This is a genomic window from Duganella sp. AC237, assembly GCF_979254035.1.
Map to the genome: position 1 here is coordinate 4,565,771 of NZ_CEEDEW010000003.1, position 18,294 is coordinate 4,584,064.

Sequence of the window (18,294 nt, forward strand, 5' to 3'; positions counted from 1 at the left end):
CCGTTTTTGACGCGATCCACACGCTCATGCATATGTACCGGTCGATGCAGCTGCGCAGCCTGCGCGACACCGGGCACGAGCTCACGCACATGGAATACAAGGTGCTGGGCTTTTTCGCCAAGCATCCGGGCGCCAGCCAAAGCGAGCTGGTCGCGCATTCGGGACGTGACAAGGCGCAGCTGGCGCGTCTGATGCGCGGGCTGCGCGACAAGAAGCTGCTAGACGCGCAAGTCGACGAGAGCGACCGGCGCAGCGCGCGGCTGCAGCTGACCGAAGAAGGTTTGACGGTCATACAAGGTTTGCAGGCGCTGGGGGCGGAGGTATCGAACCTTGCCGTGACCGGCATGAACGATAAGGAATGCGCGCAGTTGTTGGCGCTATTGCAGCGGGTTCGGAGCAATCTGGATCGAGCGGACCCGGAATCGATGCCGCCGCAACCCGGAGCGGCGGACCGCCGCGCGAAATAAATTCATGAACGACCGATCCGGTATTCTCGTCAGAGCGCGAAGCGCGAGTTGACGCGGCGATTCATCGCCGCGACCGCCTCATGGCTGGGCGCGGTGCCGAGTTCGGCGAACATCGCCGGCAACCGATCGCGCTTGCTGGCCGCCTCGTGCTTCACTGCCGCCGCCAGTTCCCTGCGCATCGTTTCCGCGTCATAGTCACAGCAGTATGCCGGCGTTGATGGTTGCTGCCTCCATGACTCCTCAAGCGATCCGGCATCAACAGGATCAAAACCACATTGGTCGACCAATTCCATCGCCGTTTGCTTACCCCGGGCGTCGTCACCCGCCACCGCAATCGCCAAGCGCCCGGGTGTTCCGGCAGGCTGGCCGAGCTCTTGTAGCGTGTATGCCAATGCGTTGTTGAATGCCTTCACCACCGGCCGGTCGATTTGACGGGCAACCCATACGCTCTCCGTCATGCCAGCGTCGATCTCTGCGATGCGCGGGTCGCGCATATCCGGATAGTAATTGCTGGTGTCAATGACGGTCACATCCAACGGCGCCGCGTCGAACAGTTGCGCCGGCAGGCCACTGATTGCGGCCAGCGGGATGGCGAGAATAATCACATCGACGCCGTCGGCCGCGGTCTGCACATCGGCTGCGGTCGCACCGATTTCGTCAGCAAATGGTTTAACCGCCGCGATGCCGCCGGAGTTGGCGACCCGGATATCATGTCCCGCCGCGCGCAGCTTCCGGGCGATCGTGCCCCCTATATTGCCCGTCCCTATCACTGCAATTTTCATCACATGCTCCAATAATTACACGTCGAGAAATCATTTTAGGGAGCTTATGCGATAATTGGAAGTACCGACAAAAAAGTAAGTAACACACCAAATCATGACGCAAATTGAACGTGAATGGGATTGCGGCGATCCACAAAAGCGCTTGGAATGGGCGAGCGCCACGACCGAAACCCTGCGTGTGTTGGAAGGAAAGTGGAAAATCATCATTCTCTGCCAACTTTTTGCCGCCAAGGCGCCATTGCGCTTTTCCGACCTCGAACGGCTGATCGACGGTGTCAATCAGAAGATGCTGATCCAGCAACTTAAGCAACTGGAACAGGATGGCATCGTGCTGCGCACGGTGTTCGCGCAAGTCCCTCCCCGGGTCGAGTACGAGCTCACCGAAATGGGCTACGGGCTGGGCCCATCCATGCAGGCGCTAATTGAATGGGCCGAAATGCGCCGATCCCGCCTGGCTCAGAACGGGAGCTCATCGGCCGAGGGGCAAGTCTGACATGTGTGCACGATCCCGGCCGTGAGAGGCTCGGCGCGGAGCAACGGGTATGGATTGATCGCTCCGCCGACGTCGTACACGCCGTAGTGCAAATGCGGCGGCGTGCCTTTCGCGTTGCCGGTGTTGCCCACATAACCGAGCACCCGCCCGGCATCGATGCGCATGCCCGCCTCCACGCCGGCATAGCGATCGAGGTGGGCGTAATAATGACGCTGGCCGCCCGGTCCCATCACCCAGACCACCAGGCCACCGAGACGGTTGGTGCCGACCCGCATCACGATGCCTTCCGTACTCGATAGCACGGGAGTACCGCGTTTGGCGAAAATATCGATGCCTTGGTGCTTGCGCCCTTCACTGCGCGCGCCACCCCAGGTGTCGCGCAGCGCACGCGCCCGCACGCCTTCGACCGGCACGGGAAGCGCAATGGGCTTGGGCATCGCCGCCAGGCGCATCGGATAAACCGCCCTTTCGACGACAGGCTCGAGCAAAGCCGTACCCAGGATCAGGACCACGGCAATCACAAGCGCGCGTAGAAAAATCCGCATGTCGGTTTCGTTATGTTCAGGGGAAACCGATCAGATGGGGGCGAACGGCCGCTTTGCCAGACCATGGCATCGCGGCCCACTTGACGGCCGCCTCCCGGTGCGGGCTACTTGAACGCGTACGCCAGCGCGGTGTAGAACTGGCGTCCGCGCGGATCGGTATAACTTGGGTCGTAACCGACCGAAAAACTGAACAACTGGTTCGAGCGCGGGGGATTCTTGTCGAGCAGGTTCTTGATTCCGGCCCTGAGCTTTAGCGCCGTCGAAATTTGGTACGCGCCGGTCAGGTCGAGCAAGGAATAAGAATCGACGCGATGGACCGACCCATCGGCCAACAGGTTTTGGTCACGATAGCCGCTCAGGAAGGTTTGCTGCAAAGTCACGCTGATTGGCCCGCGGTCGTAGTCCAGGCTCACCGTATGGCGCCAGCGCTGGATGACCTGGTCGTTGGTGTAGACGCCCAGCGCGCTGATATCGGGGCCGTCGGCCGCCTCGCGCGTCTTGTAGTCGAACACATAGGTGCCGTTGAGCGTGACACCCAATCTGCCCAGGTTGGTGGCCGGCGAGCGCCAGTTGAAGCCCAGGTCGATGCCCGATGTTTCCAGCGCGCCGATATTGCGCAGGCGCGAATCGATCGACAGAATCGGTCCCGGTATGCCTGGCAGGGCCGGGTCGGGCTCGCCGCGGATGATGTAGGCGGCATTGCGCACCGGGTCGCTAAAGTAAGACCCTTCCGGCGAGACAATCACATCGGTTTTTTTGATGCGCCAATAGTCCAGCGTTGCCGTGATGTCGCGATGCGGTTCGAGCACCAGGCCCAGCGAATACTGCTTCGACTCCTCCGGGCGCAGCTGCGACGAGCCGCCCCTGAGCTTATCCGGTTGCAGGCCGCAGTAATCGGGATTTTCGGTGTTGTCGATCGACCCGACCTTGATGCAACCGAGCGGGTCGTTGTAGATGCCGTTGGCCTGGCCCAGCCGCACCGGGCTGTACAGGTCGGCAAGCGATGGCGCGCGAAAGCCGGTGCCGTACGAGCCGCGCACCACCAACTGCTTGATCGGATTCCAACGCACGCCGACCTTCGGGTTGGTCGTCGAACCCACGTCGTTGTAGCGGTCGTGGCGCAGCGCCAACTGGGCCTCGAGGCTGGCCAGCAACGGCAGGTTGAACTCGACATAAGCGGCCTTGACGTTGCGTCCGCCGGAAAACGGCGTGGCCGTGCCTTCGCCGCGGATTTCCCCCGCCATCAGCAATGCGGACGGCGTAAACGCCATCTTTTCGCGCCGGTACTCAACGCCGAGCGCGACGGCGGCGTTGCCGCCAGCCATCTCGAACAGGTCGCGCGTGGCCTTCACATCGAACGAGTCGGTCGTGCCGCGCGAGTGGCGCGCCAGGTCGTTGACCTTGGCTGCGGCCAGCAGGGCCAGCCCCTCAGGGCCGGATGGTCCGAAGGGATTGATGATCCCGGACGCGAAAGCATTATCGAACATCGTCGTCTTGACGTAACCATCGACATACTGGTCGTCGACCTTGTTGACGCTGTGATTGAGCGCCATGTCGTAGTCCCAGCCCAGCGCGATCCCCTTGCCGCCGAGCACCATGCGCGTTGCCGTCGCATCGATGTCGTTGGTCCGCGGTCCGCCTTCGGTCAAGCGCATATTGACGTTGAGCGGTGTTTTATTGGTGGTCACCAGCGCGTGCGGATAGTACTGCCCGGCCAGGGGATAAATCTCGCCGGAGATGGTCAATGCGCTGATGCGGTAAGTGGTCGACGTTTTGTTGAGGAGCAATTCACCGTACAAGGTAGTGTCCTTGTCGAGCGCGAACTGCCCGCGCGTGAGCAGCGACACGCGCTTCGAATCCGGGAACAGTTCGGTGTCCTGCATGTAATCGTACATGCACGCAGCCGCGCCGACGAAGCTCTCCGGCGCATAAACAGTTGCCGGCGGATTGCAGGCCGGCGCACTCGGATTCATCCGGGGGCCGGTGGCGGTGGTGCCGTTGGCGCGCGTGCGGCGGAAGTTTGCGGGAAAGGTGTTCGAACTGCCCGAATCGAGATTGATATCGGGCTGGTATGCCGAACCGATCCAGCTGCGCTGCGACGAGCGCAGGCTGCCCGTGTCCTGGTAATCGAACACGCCCATTACGTTGTAGCGATCGGTCGCCAGATTACCGATGCCGCCCGACAAGGTTGCCATCGCCTTGCGCGCACCGCCATGCTGGGTGTCGGCGTAGTAGGCGCTGGCGTCGGCGCCTTCGTAATTGCGGCGCGTGATGAAGTTGATCACGCCGCCGATCGCATCCGTGCCATAAATGGCCGAGGCGCCGTCCTTGAGCACTTCGACCCGGTCGATCGCCGCCGACGGGATCGCGTTCAGGTCGACGCCGGCGTTGCCGCCCGGGGAGGCAAAGTTGGCCAGGCGCCGGCCATTGAGCAAGACCAGCGTTGACGACACGCCAATGCCGCGCAGGTTGGCGCCGTTGAAGCCGCGCTGTCCGGCAATGTCGCTGAAACTGGCGCCGTCGGTCAGCGCGGCAGCGTTGGCGGACACCTTCGACAGCAGTTCAGCCGCCGTGGTGGTCCCACTTTTCTCGATGTCAGCACGGGTGATCAACTGCACCGGCAGCGCGGTTTCGGCATTGATGCGCTTGATCGAGGAGCCGGTGATTTCAACCTTTGGCATCGGTGGCGCATCTTGCGCGGCGGCCGGAACGGCTAGCGTGGCCAGCAAACCGGCCGTGGCCGTGCGGCCGAAGGCCTCCAGTATTCTTATGGCGATACACTTTGGAACCGGCCGGTCCCCGCGCTCATATGGCATTCACTTCCCTCCCAGGTGATCGTTTTAAAACTTCCGTGTTCGCCGCAAGCGGCGTCAATCGGCGCGCGCCCTCAGTACCAGTCCGCAGGGAATAACGCGCCGGCGGTGACGTCCAACTGTTTATACAGTGGTACGCCTGTCCAGTCGGTGATATTGAAGACCGTATTCGAGTCCGCCAGCTTTTTTACTTCGACATTGGCGACTGTGAGGGGTGTTTTGGATTTGCATACACTTGGCGCGACAGAGGGACGGACAAAATACACAGCGCTTTCCGTTGTTGTCGAAACGTTGGTGACCCGTTTCGCAGTAACAGGATTCCCGTTGCCATTTCCCTGGACCAGCAATGCGGTCTCGACGCCGATGCCAATGCCGCGCGCGGTCGTATTGCCGCTGGACGATGCGGGCAGCACGCCGCCGATGCATCCGAAGGTGCCGCCCGGCGTTATCGTCGGCGCCACTATTCTTGAAATAAAGGTGATAAAGCGCCCCATCCGATCGCGGCTGTCGAAGTGAGAATCGAAAATCATATTTGCCAACGCCGGCGGTGCGATAAAGCCGCCTTGCAGGCTCAAGGGACTTGGGTCGAACGTGATGTCCTTGGAGTAAGGATCGAGCATCGACGCTTCCGACGTAGCGGATTTATAGAGCGCCGAATAATCGAACTGCCCCAGCACTGCCAACCCCGCGCTGGTGCCACCGACAGGGACATTTTTCTGCATCAATGTCTTCAAGGTCTGTTCGAGCGCCGTACCTTTCCAAAAACGGATGTACTGACTCTGATCCCCGCCGGCGATGAACACGACGTTGGCCTTCGACAGGATGGCATTGACGGCCGGACTATTCGCCGCTTTGACACTCGGAATCACCAGCGTCTCCACCGATGTCAGGCCCAGCGAGGCGCCGCCCACCCACAAGTCGGCGATTGTCTTAGAGGTCGACAACGTCTCATCGCTATAAAATATATAAGGGTTGTAAGCCTCCGTTCCGGTGGCCCGAATGACCACGAATCGCCCTCCGGTACCTGGTGTGATGCCGGCCCGTTGGATCAACCATCGAAAGGCGGGATCGACATCGGGACCTCCACCCATCAATACAAATGATGGCGTGGGAAGGACCGATGGCGCTGTCACCACGGCATTCACGTCACCGGTTGTGAAATAGGAATAGAGCGGAATCGGTTTCGCGGGTTCGAACGTCGCTCCAGCATGTACGGGACCGGCAAAGGAACCCGATGCCATCGCGAGTATTATCGCGCCTTGCTTTGAAAAAACCCGGATGAGCCACTGATGGAAAATGCGTGTCAACATTTTAGAACTCCGGTCGCGATCGTTGAGGAACTGGCCACTCTGCGGGAACAACTATTTGCTGGAAATTTGAAAATACCGGGATCTAACAGCGACGCCGCTTGACAACGGCCGAGACCAACAACAACCCACCCAGCATCATCCCAAAGACAGGTGGTTCGGGCACGGGAGAAACACCAACGGACAGCGTGCCGTAGTTCCACCTGCCCTCCGGTTCGTCAAACGCAAGGTCCTTGAATCCGTCATGAAACTCGACGCGCAAAATGCCATCGGCACCCACTGCAAAAATCTGTCCCAGGTCGCCCAGATTCTGGAAGCCCGCGTAATCTGCTGTCCCGTCAAAATCATCGCCGTCGCCGGGCGTGAAAGTGACGCCCGTGCCCAGTGAATCGCTGAAGGTGATTTTCATTTCGGACAAGTAGCTGCCGGCATAACTCGTCACGTTCACATCCCACTTGAGGCTGGTAATTGAAGCGCCGGACCCAACGTAAAAGTCCCACACCACATTACTCGCGGAACCTCTTTCGTCAAAATTCGGGATGCCGTCCGTATGTATCAGCAGTTGGTACGGAACAGGACTGATTCCCTCTGCTTTCGCCATGCCAAAACCCATTGCCGCAGTTACAATCACAAGCGCCATCAGGCGCCGTACATAATTTAACCTTGGCATGATTTTTCCCCGTAAATAATTACGATCGAACACAGAAGACTGGGTACACAACGCGTAGTAATTGTATAACTAACTTGTGCCGTCAAATCGTTCGATGTAAAAAAAACATGGGTGCGCGTCACACTTTATTGGCTCGGTACTTCCCATCCACCCGCCAGCGCCTTGTACACCGCCACCAGCGTGGTCGCCGCTCCCGCCTGCGATTGCGCCAGCCTGTCGCGCGCCGTCAGCAGCTCGCGCTCGGCGTCGAGCACCGTGAGGAAATCGGTGGAGCCGACCGCGAAGCGCTCGCGCGCGATCAGCGCCGCCTGCTCCGACGACTGCGCCGCCTCGTACAGCAGCGCCGCCTGCCGCTGGCTGCGCGTGTACGCCGCCAGCGCGCCCTCGGTCTCCTCCAGCGCCGTCAGCACCGCGCGCTCGTAGGCGATCATCGCCCCGTCGTTGCGCGCGTCGGCGGCGGCGATCTGCGCGCGGATACGCCCGAAGTCCAGCAAATTCCATGTCAGTTGCGCGCCCAGGTTATATACGTAGGCCGGTCCTTTCGCCAGTTCGCTCAGATGCTGGGCGTTCTGTCCCAACGTCCCGCCCAGCACAATTTGCGGGAACAGCGCGCTGCGCGCCACGCCCACCTGCGCCGCCGCCGCGCTGACCTGCGCCTCGGCCAACTGGATATCGGGACGGCGCCGCAGCAACGCCGCCGGCGAGCCGATCGCCGACAGTTCGACCGCCTGCAACCCCGGCAAAGGTTTCACAGGCTCCAGCTCCGCGTCCAGCGCCGTCGGCTGCTGGCCGCACAGCACCGCGATGCGGTAGCGCGTGCGTATCAGCGCCGATTCCAGCGCCGGGATATTGGCGGCCGTCGATTTCACCAGCGCCCGCGCGCGTTCGCTGTCGAGCGCCGTGCCACGGCCGACGTCAAGCCGCGCGTCCACCAGCTTGAGCGCCTCGTTCTGCGTCTCCAGCGAGGACACGGCAACGCGCAACTGCTCCTGCAAGCCGCGCAAGTCGAAGTAGTTGCGCGCCACCTCGGCCGCCACGCTCACTTGCGCCGCCCGCACGCCGGCCGCGCCGACCAGCACGTTGGCCTCGGCCGCGCGCCGGGCGTCGCCCAGGCGCCCGAACAGGTCGACCTCCCAGCTGACATCCAGACCGGCCGAGTAGTTGTTGGCGGTGCTGACGACGCCCGCGTCGTTCGGCCCGCGGATGCGCGCGGCGCCAGCGCTTACGCCAATGCTGGGCAGCAGATTGGCGTCGGCAAATCGGTTCAGCGCGCGCGCCTCGCGCAGGCTGGCGGCGGCCGAGCGCACGTCGGTGTTGGCCGACAACGCCCGCTCCACCAGGCTATCGAGCAGCGGATCGTTAAAGCCGCGCCAGAACTGGCTGACCGGTTCCTCGGCCTTGGCGCTGGCCGGCGCGTTGGTGAAGCCGGCGCCCAGCACCGGTTCGAAATGCCTGGCAGGCGGCGCGCTCGAACAAGCCGCCAGCGCCAGCGACACAGCGATGGCCAGGCCGGCCGGACGCAGGGATGCCATGCGGCGCGACGTGATCATAAGTCCTCCTTGCGTGGCTCGTGCGCCGATGGTGACTTGTGCGCGCCGGGCGCCCCGGCGGGACCGGCATCATCGACACCGGCATGGAACGGATGCGCGGCGGCGTCGATCTCTCGCCGTAGTTCTTCCGCGTGGGCGCGACGTTTCTCGGTACCCTTGCGCAGCAGCGCGTAGAACACCGGCGTCAGGAAAATGCCGAACAAGGTCACACCGACCATGCCGGAGAAAACCGCGATCCCCATCGCGCGGCGCATCTCGCTGCCCGCGCCGCTGCCGAGGATCAGCGGTATCACGCCGGCGCAGAAGGCGATCGACGTCATCAAAATCGGCCGCAGACGCAGATGGCAGGCTTCGATGACGGCATCCACCATCGGCTTGCCCTGCTCCTCCAGCTCCTTGGCGAATTCCACGATCAGAATCGCGTTCTTGCACGCCAGGCCGACCAGCACCACCAGCGCCACCTGCGTGAACAAATTCAAATCCCCCGCCTGGCCGAACGGCGGGAAGTGCGACAGCCACACGCCGAACAACGCCGACAGAATACACATCGGCACGATCATGATGATCGCCAGCGGCAGGCTCCAGCTTTCATACTGCGCGGTCAGCACCAGCACCACCAGCACCACCGACAGGAACAGCACCGCGCCCAGGGTCGGAATCTTGATGTCCAGCCCCGGCAAGGTCACGGAACGCGTCAGCCGGTCCTGGTAGGCCAGGTCGGTCCACTCGTACGACATACCGCGCGGCAGGGTCTTGACCAGCCGTTCGATCTCCGCCTCCGACTGCCCGCTCGAGAAGCCCGGGTTGGCGGCGCCGTTGATGTCGGCCGACGGGAAGCCGTTGTAGCGCGTCACGCGGGTCGGACCGAAGGTCGGATTGACCTGCATGACGGAGCCCAGCGGCACCATCTGCCCGGCCGAATTGCGCGTCTCCAGCCGCGCGATGCTGTCGGCGCGCGAGCGGAACGGCGCATCGGCCTGCACCACCACCTGGTAGGTCTTGCCGAAGCGGGTGAAGTCGTTCACGTACAAGGAGCCCAGATTGATCTGCAAGGTGTCGTAGATATCCTGCAGCGGCACGCCCATTTGCTTGGCTTTGGTGCGGTCGACGTCGGCGAACAGCTGCGGCACGTTGATGTCGTAGGTCGAATACGGCGTGCCGATGCTCGACTTTTGATTGCCGTAGATCTGGCCAAGCACGCCCCAAACGGCGCCGTACAGCGCCTGCTCCCCCTGACTGCCGCGATCCTGCACCTGCACCTTGAAGCCGCCCGCGTTACCGAGGCCGTCGACGGCCGGCGGCGGCACCACGAACATGCGCGCGCCCTGGATCTGCTGGATCGCGCCATTGACCTTGCCGAGGATCGCATCCTTGGACAGGTCGCCGGAGGTGCGCTTGTCGAACGGCGCCAGGCCGAAGAAGACGATGCCCTCGTTCGGCGAGGCCGAGAAGCCGGCGATCGACAAGCCCGGGAAGGCGATCGAATCGGTGATGCCCGGCACCTTGAGCGCGATGTCGCTCATGTCGCGGATCACCTTCTCGGTACGCGCCAGCGAGGAGCCGGCCGGCAGCTGCGCCACGCCAATCAGGTACTGCTTGTCCGGCGCCGGCACGAAGCCGCTCGGAATACGCGTGAACAGCAGCCCTGTGAGCAACAGCAGCACGCCGTACACCACCAGCGCCAGCGACTTGCGCCCCAGCAGACCGGTGACGCCCCGGCTATACGCTGCGCTGCGGCGCTGGAACATGCAGTTAAACCAGTGGAAGAAGCGGCCGAACACCTTGTCCATGCCGCGCGAGAGGCGGTCCTTGGGCGCGTCGTGGGGCCGCAGCAGCAGCGCCGCCAGCGCCGGCGACAAGGTCAGCGAATTGAAAGCCGAGATCACGGTCGAAATGGCGATGGTGGCGGCGAACTGCTTGTAGAACTGGCCGGACAGGCCGGGCACGAAGGTCAGCGGAATGAACACCGCGCACAACACCAGCGCGATGGCGATGATCGGCCCACTGACCTCGTTCATCGCCTTTACCGTGGCGTCGTGCGGCGTCAGGCCGTCGGCGATGTTGCGCTCGACGTTTTCCACCACCACGATGGCGTCATCGACGACGATACCGATCGCCAGCACCAGCCCGAACAAGGTCAGGGTGTTGATCGAATAACCGAGCAACAGCAGCACCGCGAAGGTGCCGACGATGGACACCGGCACCGCCAGCAGCGGAATCACCGAGGCGCGCCACGTCTGCAGGAAGATGATCACCACCAGCACCACCAGCAGCACCGCCTCGATCAAGGTGTGCACCACTTTTTCGATCGACGTCTGCACGAAGCGCGTCGGATCATAGACGATGCTGTAGTCGACGCCCTTGGGGAAGTTGGCCTTCAGGCGCGCCATCGTCGCCCGCACGTCGTCCGACAGTTGCAGCGCGTTCGATCCCGGCGCCTGGAAGATGGCGATCGCCGCCGCCTCCTTGTTATTCAACAGGCTGCGCAGCGAGAAGGTGCTGGCGCTCATCTCGACGCGGCCGATATCCTTGACGCGCACCACCGCGCCGTTGGCCGGATCGCTGCGCACGATGATGTTGGAGAAGTCCTCTTCCGTGATCAGGCGGCCCTGCGCGTTAACCTGCAACTGGAAATCCGTGTCGTCCGGCGCCGGCGGCGAGCCGACCACGCCGGCAGCCACCTGCGCGTTCTGCTCGCGGATCGCCGACACCACGTCGCCGGCGGTCATACCGCGCGCCGACAATTGCTGGGGATTGAGCCACACGCGCATCGCGTAGTCGCCGGCGCCGAATTGCAGCACCGATCCCATGCCCGGTATGCGCAGCAAATCGTCGCGCACATTCAGGTTGGCGTAGTTGCGCAGGTAAAGCGCGTCGTGGCTGTTGTCGGGGCTGACCATGTGCACCACCATGGTCAGGTTGGGCGACTGCTTCTCGGTCGTCACGCCGATGGTGCGGACGATCTCCGGCAGCCGTGGCAAGGCGCGGTTGATGCGGTTCTGCACCGCCGTCTCGGCCTGCTCCGGCACCGTGCCGATCTTGAACGTGACCGTCAGCGCCATGCTGCCGTCGGCTGTGGCGCGGCTTTCGAAGTACAACATGTTTTCCAGGCCGTTGATCTGCTCTTCCAGCGGCGCGGCCACGGTTTCCGAAATCACGCGCGGATTAGCGCCCGGGAACTGCGCGCGCACGACGATCTGCGGCGGCGCCACTTCCGGATACTCCGAAATCGGCAGCTGGAAAATGGCCAGCACGCCGACCAGGAAAATGAACAGCGAAAGAACGGTGGCGAAGCGCGGACGATCAATGAAAAACCGTGAGATATCCATGCGTGCGCCCCTCAGCTCTTGGCGGCGGCGGGGGCGGCCGGAGCACCGGGAGCACCGGGTGGCGCAGCCGGAATCGGCACGCCCTTGTCATCGACCTTGAGCTGCTGCGGCGTGACCGGCGCGCCGGGCATGGCGCGCAGCAGGCCGTCGACGATCACCAGTTCGCCGGGCTTGACGCCGGTGACGGCGCGCATGGCGCCAATCAGCGCGCCGATCTTGACCTCGCGCTGGTCGACGATGTTGTTTTTGCCGACGATCAGCACGACCTTGCGCGTCTGGTCGGTGCTGATGGCGCGGTCCAGCACCATCGTCGCCGTGTACTTGCCGCCGCCGACCAGCTGCAGGCGCGCGAACAGTCCGGGCGTGTACAGGCCGTCCTTGTTGTCGAACACCGCGCGCCCGCGCATCGAGGCGGTGGCCGGATTGAGGCGATTGTCGACGAAGTCCATCTTGCCCTCGTGCGGGAAGCCCTCCTCGTTGGCCAGGCCGAGGCGCACGCTGTTGGGCGTATCGCGCGACGAGCCGCGCGAGCCTTCGCGCGACGAGCGCATATATTTCAGGTAGATCGCCTCGCTGGCGTCGAAGTAGGCGTACACACGGTCGCTCGACACCACCGTCGTCAGCACCGGATCGCCGACGCTGACCAGGTTACCCTCGGTGATGTTGGCGCGCGAAGTGCGGCCCGTGACCGGCGCCGTGATGTTGGTGAACTCCAGATTGAGCCTGGCCTGCACCAGCGCCGCCTCGGCCGCCTTGACGTTGGCCTGGGCGCTCGCCAGCGCCGCGCGCAGCTGGTCGATTTCCTGCTGGCTGACGCCGCGCACCGACACCAGTCGTTCGGCGCGCGCCAATTCGGTTTTATTCAGCTCGCCCTGGGTTTTCGCCGCCAGCAGCTGCGCCTCAAGCCGCGCCGCCTCGGCGGCGAACGGACGCGGATCGATGGTGAACAGCCGGTCGCCCTTCTTGACCACCTCGCCCTCGCGGAAATGCACCTTGGTCAGCATGCCGGCCACGCGCGAGCGGATCTCGACGGTGTCCGGTGCTTCCAGCCTGGCCGTGAACTCGTCGAACTCCTGCACCTCGCGCTGGACCGCCGGCGCCACCGACACCGGCGGCGGACCGCCGGCGTGCTGGCCGCCGTCATCGCCCTTCCCGCAGGCCGCCAAGGTGAGCACGAGGCCGCACATGAAGGAAGTTTTCGCCCAATGCGAGCGTGACAGTACGGCCAGAATTTCCATCGTTGACTCCAAAAATGGTGACAAGCGCTAAGTGACTGGTGAGTTGCTGGTGGTTGGTTGCCGGTGAATTGATACTAAATCAAGTCGTTGAATTCTGACAAAAAAAAATTGGCCTGTCATCAACTTTAACGGTCAAAAGGACTACATCGTTCGGAAAAAGCCGAAAAAGCTGCCATTTCGCTGCCTACGTCTCACCGAGCGCCAGTCCTACACAGCAGCGCCTACCCCATGACAGAATATCCATCACACCTCAAGCGAGGATCTGCAGGCGCGCGCACGGCGCTGGCAGCAAGTTCAAATGGGAGAGACCTATGCCGCAAAACGGCCCCGTACACCTGAAAATCTACCGCTACGACCCCGACACCGGTGAGCCACCGCGCATGCAGGACTACATCGTGGAGGCCGGCTACAAGGGCACGATGGTGCTCGATCTGCTGATGCATATCAAAGCCGACGTCGACGACAGCCTCTCCTTTCGCCGCTCATGCCGCGAGGGTGTGTGCGGCTCGGATGCAATGAACATCAATGGCAAGAACGGCCTGGCATGCGTGGCCCCGATCGCCACCACACGCCAGCCCATCGTGCTGCGCCCGCTACCGGGCGTGCCGGTGGTGCGCGACCTGATCGTCGATCTGAGCGAATTCTGGAAGCAGTACCACTCGGTCAAGCCCTACCTGGTCAACGACGATCCGCCGACCGACCGCGAGCGCCTGCAATCGCCGGAAGACCGCGACAAACTCAACGGCCTGTACGAGTGCATCCTGTGCGCATGCTGCTCTACCGCCTGCCCAACGTTCTGGTGGAACCCGGACCGCTTCGTCGGCCCGGCCGGGCTGTTGCAGGCTTATCGCTTCATCGCCGACACGCGCGACAGCACGCCGTCGGAACGGCTCGACGATCTGAGCGACGCCTATCGGCTGTTTCGCTGCCGTACCATCATGAATTGCACCGACGTCTGTCCCAAAGGACTCAATCCGGCCGCCGCAATCAGCGAGATCCGCGATTTGCTGGTGCGGCGCATGATTTAGTCGCGCGAAGCGGAGGATTTTGACGCAGATCACGGTCGCGCGCCGCCAGCACCTCAAGCAATATGCTATTGCTCGGCAACGCCAAGGCGCCGCAGCGGCTGGCCGCTTTTTTGATGGACCTGGCAACCGGCCACCAGGCGCCGGAGCCGCCGGCGGCGGCGTTCGAACTGCGCATGTCGCGCGACGACATCGCATCCCACCTGGGTCTCGCGCTGGAAAGCGTGAGCCGTCAACTGACGCAGTTCCGCGCGGCCGGCCTGCTGGAAGTGCAGAACCGCCGCATCGAGTTACTCGACGCCGATGCCCTGCGGGCCATCGCCATTTCTTCATAGAAGACAGCATCGAGCCGGACCGTTTACGGGCTTTCGCTCTGGCGGACGATGTCCAGGAAGGCGGCGACTAATTTACTGCTTTCGCCGTTGCGCGTGACCGCCACCACCGTGGTGCTGGAATGGATATCGCGCACCGGGATGAAGGCAACGTCGTTGCGCTTGTTGTCGGCGATCGAACGTCCCACCAGGGTCGCGCCCAGCCCCGCGCTCACCAGCGCCAGTGCGGTGTAGATCTCCACCGCGCCATATGCGACCTTCGGCTCGGCGCCGCCGGCAGCCTTCAATATTGCCACGATCTGCTGCCCGAAGGGGCTGAGCGGATCTTTCGGATACAGGATGAACGGCACCTCGGCCAATGCCGCTGCCGTCAGCGATTTGCGTCGCGCCAGCGGATGATGGACCGGTAGCGCAGCCACCAGCGGATCATCCAGCTTGACCGCGTGCGTCAGATCGTCCGGCGCCTCGAAGTCGCCGATGAAACGCGACAATCCTACATCGATTCGGTTTTGCCGCAATTGCGCCGGCTGGTATTCGGACAGCGCCTCCACCAGGTCGAGCTGCACCTGCGGATACGCCGCGCGAAACCGCCGTATCACGCGGGGCAGCAGCGAGAACGTCGCCGAACGCGTGAATCCGATCGACAGCCAGCCGCCGCTGCCGGTGGCGATGCCGCGCGCCTCGCTATCGAGCCGCGACATCTGCTGCAGCAGCTCCTTTGCGCGCGGGTAGAAGAATTTCCCAAGGTCCGTCAGGGCCATCGGCCGCCGCGAGCGGTCGAACAACTCTCCCCCGAGCTGCGACTCCAACTGCGCCAGCTGCATGCTGATGGCGGTCGGCGCGACAAACAGGCGTTCGGCGGCATTGGCCGCACTACCCGCCTCCACCACTTCGCAGAAGTACCGCATCGTCTTTATGTTCATTTTTATTGATCCTAGACTCAATAATCGATGTTTGATATCTAAATCACTTTATATAAAACTCCTTGCATGGTCAACAAGGAGACAACAATGAGCTATCCAATCACCGCCGAATTGCTGGCGCAGGCACGCGGCCTGACGACCGCCGAAATATCCGACGCGCTCGATTTCTTCAAATTGCCCGGCAGCGCACCTGGCATCCACGCCATCGCCGGTCCCAAGCACATCGTCGGCATCGCCTTCACCGTGCGCTTCGCGCCGGTCGACACCAGCGTCCCCGGAACCGTGGGCGACTACCTCGACGACATGCCGGCCGGCGCGGTCGCCGTGCTCGATAACGGCGGCCGGACCGACTGCACCGTCTGGGGCGGGATCATGAGCCAGATCGCCGCCAGACGCGGCATCGCCGGCACCGTCGTCAATGGCGTATGCCGCGACACCGCCGAAGCCGACCAAGCAGGCTACCCGCTGTACGCGGCCGGCCGCTTCATGCGCACCGGCAAAGACCGCGTGCAGGTCGACGCCGTCGGCGGCGCCGTCACCCTGGGCGACATCCGCGTCGTCGCCGGCGATCTGGTGGTGGCGGACCAGGATGGGGTTGTCGTCGTCCCCGCCGCCCGCGCATGCGAAGTAATCGGGCGCGCGCTATCGATGCAGCAGATCGAACAACGCATCGTCGCCGCCGCGCTGGACGGCATGCCGCTTTGCGAAGCGCGCCGCCGCTTCGGCTATCACACGCTGCAACGCCAGCCCCAAACATAAACCAACGAAAAGGAGACACCCACCATGAGCCAGATCAGTCCCGATATCAGTCTCGATACCCTGCGCGGCTTGCGCGAGCTCGGCGCCGCCACCGTGCACGAAGCCCAGGGCGGCAAAGGTGCGCTCGACAGCGGCATGAAACCCATCGACGCCGCCATGCGCGTCGCCGGCCCCGCCTTCACGGTCGACGCCCGCCCCGCCGACAACCTGATGCTGCACTACGCCATGCTCAAGGCCAGGCCGGGCGACGTGCTGGTGGTCGACGCCAAGGGATTCCTCGAAGCCGGTGTTTGGGGCGACGTCTTCACCGAGCAGGCCTTGAAGATGGGCCTTGCGGGACTGGTGATCAACGGCGCCGTGCGCGACGCCGCCGCCATCATCGCCGCCGGCTTCCCCGTGTTCGCGCGCGGCCTGTCGATCAAGGGCACCGGCAAGCACCAGCCGGGCCGCATCGACGTCCCCGTCGTTATCGGCGACGTGGAAATCCAGCCGGGCGACATCGTCATCGGCGACCAGGACGGCCTGGTGGTCGTGGCGCGCAAGGACGCGGACGCGGTGCTCGCGGCGGGCCGCGCCCGCGAAGCAAAGGAAGCGGCCTACCGCGAGCGGATCAGAAACGGCGCCACGACCGTCGATCTACTGGACCTTGCCGAGACGTTGCAGCGCCTGAATTTGCGCTAATCCCAGCGATCCATAAAAACACAACAAACCAGGAGACATCATGCATAGCAAATCCATGACGGTGGAGGGCACCGTTCGTCCAACGAAATACCGCTGGTTCGTCGCCGCGCTGTTCTTCGTCATCTACACCATCGCCGCCGCCGACCGCGCCAACCTTGGCGTCGCCCTGCCTTTCCTGCGCAAGGAATTTGCGATGACCAATACCGAAGCCGGTGGCCTGGTCAGCCTGTTCCTGATCGCCTACGGACTGGCGCAGCTGCCATCGGCCTGGCTGCTGTCGCGGTTCGGTATCCGCAAGGTGTTCACGATCTCGATGATACTGACGTCGATCGCCACCGGGCTGACCGGCATGGTCGGTTCCCTCCTGGCGTTGAAAGTCTGCCGCCTCGCGCTGGGAGTGGCCGAAGGACCACTGCCGATCGGCGTCACCTCCACCATCAACAACTGGTTCCCGGCGCGTGAAAAAGGCACGGCCACCGGCATCTTCCTGTCATCCGTCAAATTCGGTCCGGTGATTACGCCCATCCTCGGCGCCGCGATCATCGCCGCATGGGGATGGAAAGAGGTGTTCATCCTGTTCGCCATCCCCGGCATTTTCCTGTCGGTGCTGTGGTATTTTTTGGTCGCCAACCAGCCATCGGAGAGCCGCTTCGTCAACAGCGCGGAACTGGCGTGCATCACCGACGATGGCGTCGGCGGCAATAGCCGCAGCCAGGGCGCCGCGTCGAAACCGATTCCATGGCTCGACAAACTGATACGCGTGCGCGACGAAAAGGTGTTGGACACCACCGGCGGCGTGCTCAAATCGTGGAACATCATCGGCTGCGCGCTGGGCTACTGCTGCCAGTTGGGTATTTCCAGCGTGCTGCTGGCATGGATACCGACGTATCTGCTGACGGTCAAGAACTTCTCGGTGATGAATATGGGCTTTGTGGCGGCGGCGCCCTGGGTCGGCGCGGTGGTCGGCAACATCCTCGGCGGCCTGTTCGCCGACCGTGTACTCGACAAGCGCCGCAAACCGGGCATGCTGATTTCCGCAGCGTCGACGGCCATCATGATGTACGTCTTGATCAACGCGCCGGCAGACCCGGTCACCTATGGCTTCCTGCTGTTCCTGACCGGGATCTTGCTGAGCATAGGCTACTCAGCCTACATGGTGTATCCGATGGCGTTCGTCTCAAAGGAGAAGTTCCCCACCGCGAACGCGGTGGTGAACATGGGCGGACAACTGGGCGGCGCCGCCACCCCGTGGATCGTCGGCATGCTGCTCGATAGCCTGGGCTGGGACTATGTGTTCGGCTTCATGGCCGCGATATCGTGCCTCACCTTCCTGGTGGTGCTGACGATTTCGGAGCCGTTGAAGTTGCGTCAGTAATCCAG

Annotated in this window: 16 protein-coding genes; 7 read left to right on the forward strand and 9 right to left on the reverse strand. The window is 63.1% G+C overall.

The features are described 5' to 3' along the window. Positions 1-26: 26 nt before the first annotated feature. A complete protein-coding gene (locus AC0IYS_RS20240; RefSeq protein WP_471706871.1) occupies positions 27-467 on the forward strand; it encodes a MarR family winged helix-turn-helix transcriptional regulator in 441 nt (146 codons plus the stop codon). Between the two features lie 29 nt (positions 468-496). On the opposite strand, the gene AC0IYS_RS20245 is transcribed toward AC0IYS_RS20240, so the two are convergent. Continuing rightward, positions 497-1,249, reverse strand: a complete 753-nt coding sequence (locus AC0IYS_RS20245; RefSeq protein ID WP_471706872.1) for an NADPH-dependent F420 reductase — start codon at positions 1,247-1,249, stop codon at positions 497-499. 94 nt (positions 1,250-1,343) lie between these two features. Here AC0IYS_RS20245 and AC0IYS_RS20250 point away from each other — a divergent pair, with 94 nt between their 5' ends. Further along, on the forward strand, positions 1,344-1,742 hold the full coding sequence (locus AC0IYS_RS20250) for a winged helix-turn-helix transcriptional regulator (protein WP_471706873.1): 399 nt from the start codon (positions 1,344-1,346) through the stop codon (positions 1,740-1,742). Here the strand turns inward: AC0IYS_RS20250 and AC0IYS_RS20255 are convergent. The 7 genes from AC0IYS_RS20255 to AC0IYS_RS20285 all read right to left on the reverse strand — a co-directional run bounded on the left by AC0IYS_RS20255 (position 1,706) and on the right by AC0IYS_RS20285 (position 13,194). Then, positions 1,706-2,287 carry a M23 family metallopeptidase gene (locus AC0IYS_RS20255; protein WP_471706874.1) on the reverse strand — a complete coding sequence of 194 codons (582 nt, stop codon included), beginning with the start codon at positions 2,285-2,287 and terminating at the stop codon, positions 1,706-1,708. The genes AC0IYS_RS20250 and AC0IYS_RS20255 overlap by 37 nt on opposite strands. A 104-nt stretch (positions 2,288-2,391) precedes the next feature. Then, positions 2,392-4,968: a TonB-dependent receptor gene (locus tag AC0IYS_RS20260; RefSeq protein WP_471706875.1), complete on the reverse strand. Its 2,577-nt coding sequence runs from the start codon at positions 4,966-4,968 to the stop codon at positions 2,392-2,394. 206 nt (positions 4,969-5,174) lie between these two features. Beyond that, positions 5,175-6,410 carry a cyanophycinase gene (locus AC0IYS_RS20265; RefSeq protein ID WP_471706876.1) on the reverse strand — a complete coding sequence of 412 codons (1,236 nt, stop codon included), beginning with the start codon at positions 6,408-6,410 and terminating at the stop codon, positions 5,175-5,177. An 82-nt stretch (positions 6,411-6,492) separates the two neighbouring features. Then, positions 6,493-7,077, reverse strand: a complete 585-nt coding sequence (locus AC0IYS_RS20270; RefSeq protein ID WP_471706877.1) for a PEP-CTERM sorting domain-containing protein — start codon at positions 7,075-7,077, stop codon at positions 6,493-6,495. A gap of 125 nt (positions 7,078-7,202) precedes the next feature. Then, a complete protein-coding gene (locus AC0IYS_RS20275; protein WP_471706878.1) occupies positions 7,203-8,627 on the reverse strand; it encodes an efflux transporter outer membrane subunit in 1,425 nt (474 codons plus the stop codon). Then, complete coding sequence (locus AC0IYS_RS20280) at positions 8,624-11,956, reverse strand: efflux RND transporter permease subunit (protein WP_471706879.1); 3,333 nt, start codon at positions 11,954-11,956, stop codon at positions 8,624-8,626. Before AC0IYS_RS20280 ends, AC0IYS_RS20275 begins: the two co-directional genes overlap by 4 nt. 11 nt (positions 11,957-11,967) lie before the next feature. Continuing rightward, entirely contained in the window at positions 11,968-13,194 is a 1,227-nt protein-coding gene (locus tag AC0IYS_RS20285) for an efflux RND transporter periplasmic adaptor subunit (protein WP_471706880.1), read from the reverse strand. A gap of 311 nt (positions 13,195-13,505) precedes the next feature. Here AC0IYS_RS20285 and AC0IYS_RS20290 point away from each other — a divergent pair, with 311 nt between their 5' ends. Both AC0IYS_RS20290 and AC0IYS_RS20295 read left to right on the forward strand, forming a co-directional pair. After that, positions 13,506-14,222, forward strand: coding sequence for a succinate dehydrogenase iron-sulfur subunit (locus AC0IYS_RS20290; RefSeq protein ID WP_471706881.1), 717 nt, complete (start codon positions 13,506-13,508; stop codon positions 14,220-14,222). Between the two features lie 62 nt (positions 14,223-14,284). Next, positions 14,285-14,554, forward strand: coding sequence for a Crp/Fnr family transcriptional regulator (locus tag AC0IYS_RS20295; protein ID WP_471706882.1), 270 nt, complete (start codon positions 14,285-14,287; stop codon positions 14,552-14,554). A 23-nt stretch (positions 14,555-14,577) separates the two neighbouring features. Here the strand turns inward: AC0IYS_RS20295 and AC0IYS_RS20300 are convergent, their stop codons facing one another. Continuing rightward, positions 14,578-15,474 carry a LysR family transcriptional regulator gene (locus AC0IYS_RS20300; RefSeq protein WP_471706883.1) on the reverse strand — a complete coding sequence of 299 codons (897 nt, stop codon included), beginning with the start codon at positions 15,472-15,474 and terminating at the stop codon, positions 14,578-14,580. An 87-nt stretch (positions 15,475-15,561) separates the two neighbouring features. Between AC0IYS_RS20300 and AC0IYS_RS20305 the strand changes: the two genes are divergently transcribed. Genes AC0IYS_RS20305 through AC0IYS_RS20315 form a run of 3 tightly spaced genes read left to right on the forward strand, consistent with a single transcriptional unit; the run spans position 15,562 to position 18,289 of the window. Beyond that, on the forward strand, positions 15,562-16,233 hold the full coding sequence (locus tag AC0IYS_RS20305; protein ID WP_471706884.1) for an RraA family protein: 672 nt from the start codon (positions 15,562-15,564) through the stop codon (positions 16,231-16,233). A 24-nt stretch (positions 16,234-16,257) separates the two neighbouring features. Beyond that, complete coding sequence (locus AC0IYS_RS20310) at positions 16,258-16,914, forward strand: 4-carboxy-4-hydroxy-2-oxoadipate aldolase/oxaloacetate decarboxylase (RefSeq protein WP_471706885.1); 657 nt, start codon at positions 16,258-16,260, stop codon at positions 16,912-16,914. Positions 16,915-16,954: 40 nt separating this feature from the next. Beyond that, positions 16,955-18,289: an MFS transporter gene (locus tag AC0IYS_RS20315; protein ID WP_471706886.1), complete on the forward strand. Its 1,335-nt coding sequence runs from the start codon at positions 16,955-16,957 to the stop codon at positions 18,287-18,289. Positions 18,290-18,294: the final 5 nt, after the last annotated feature.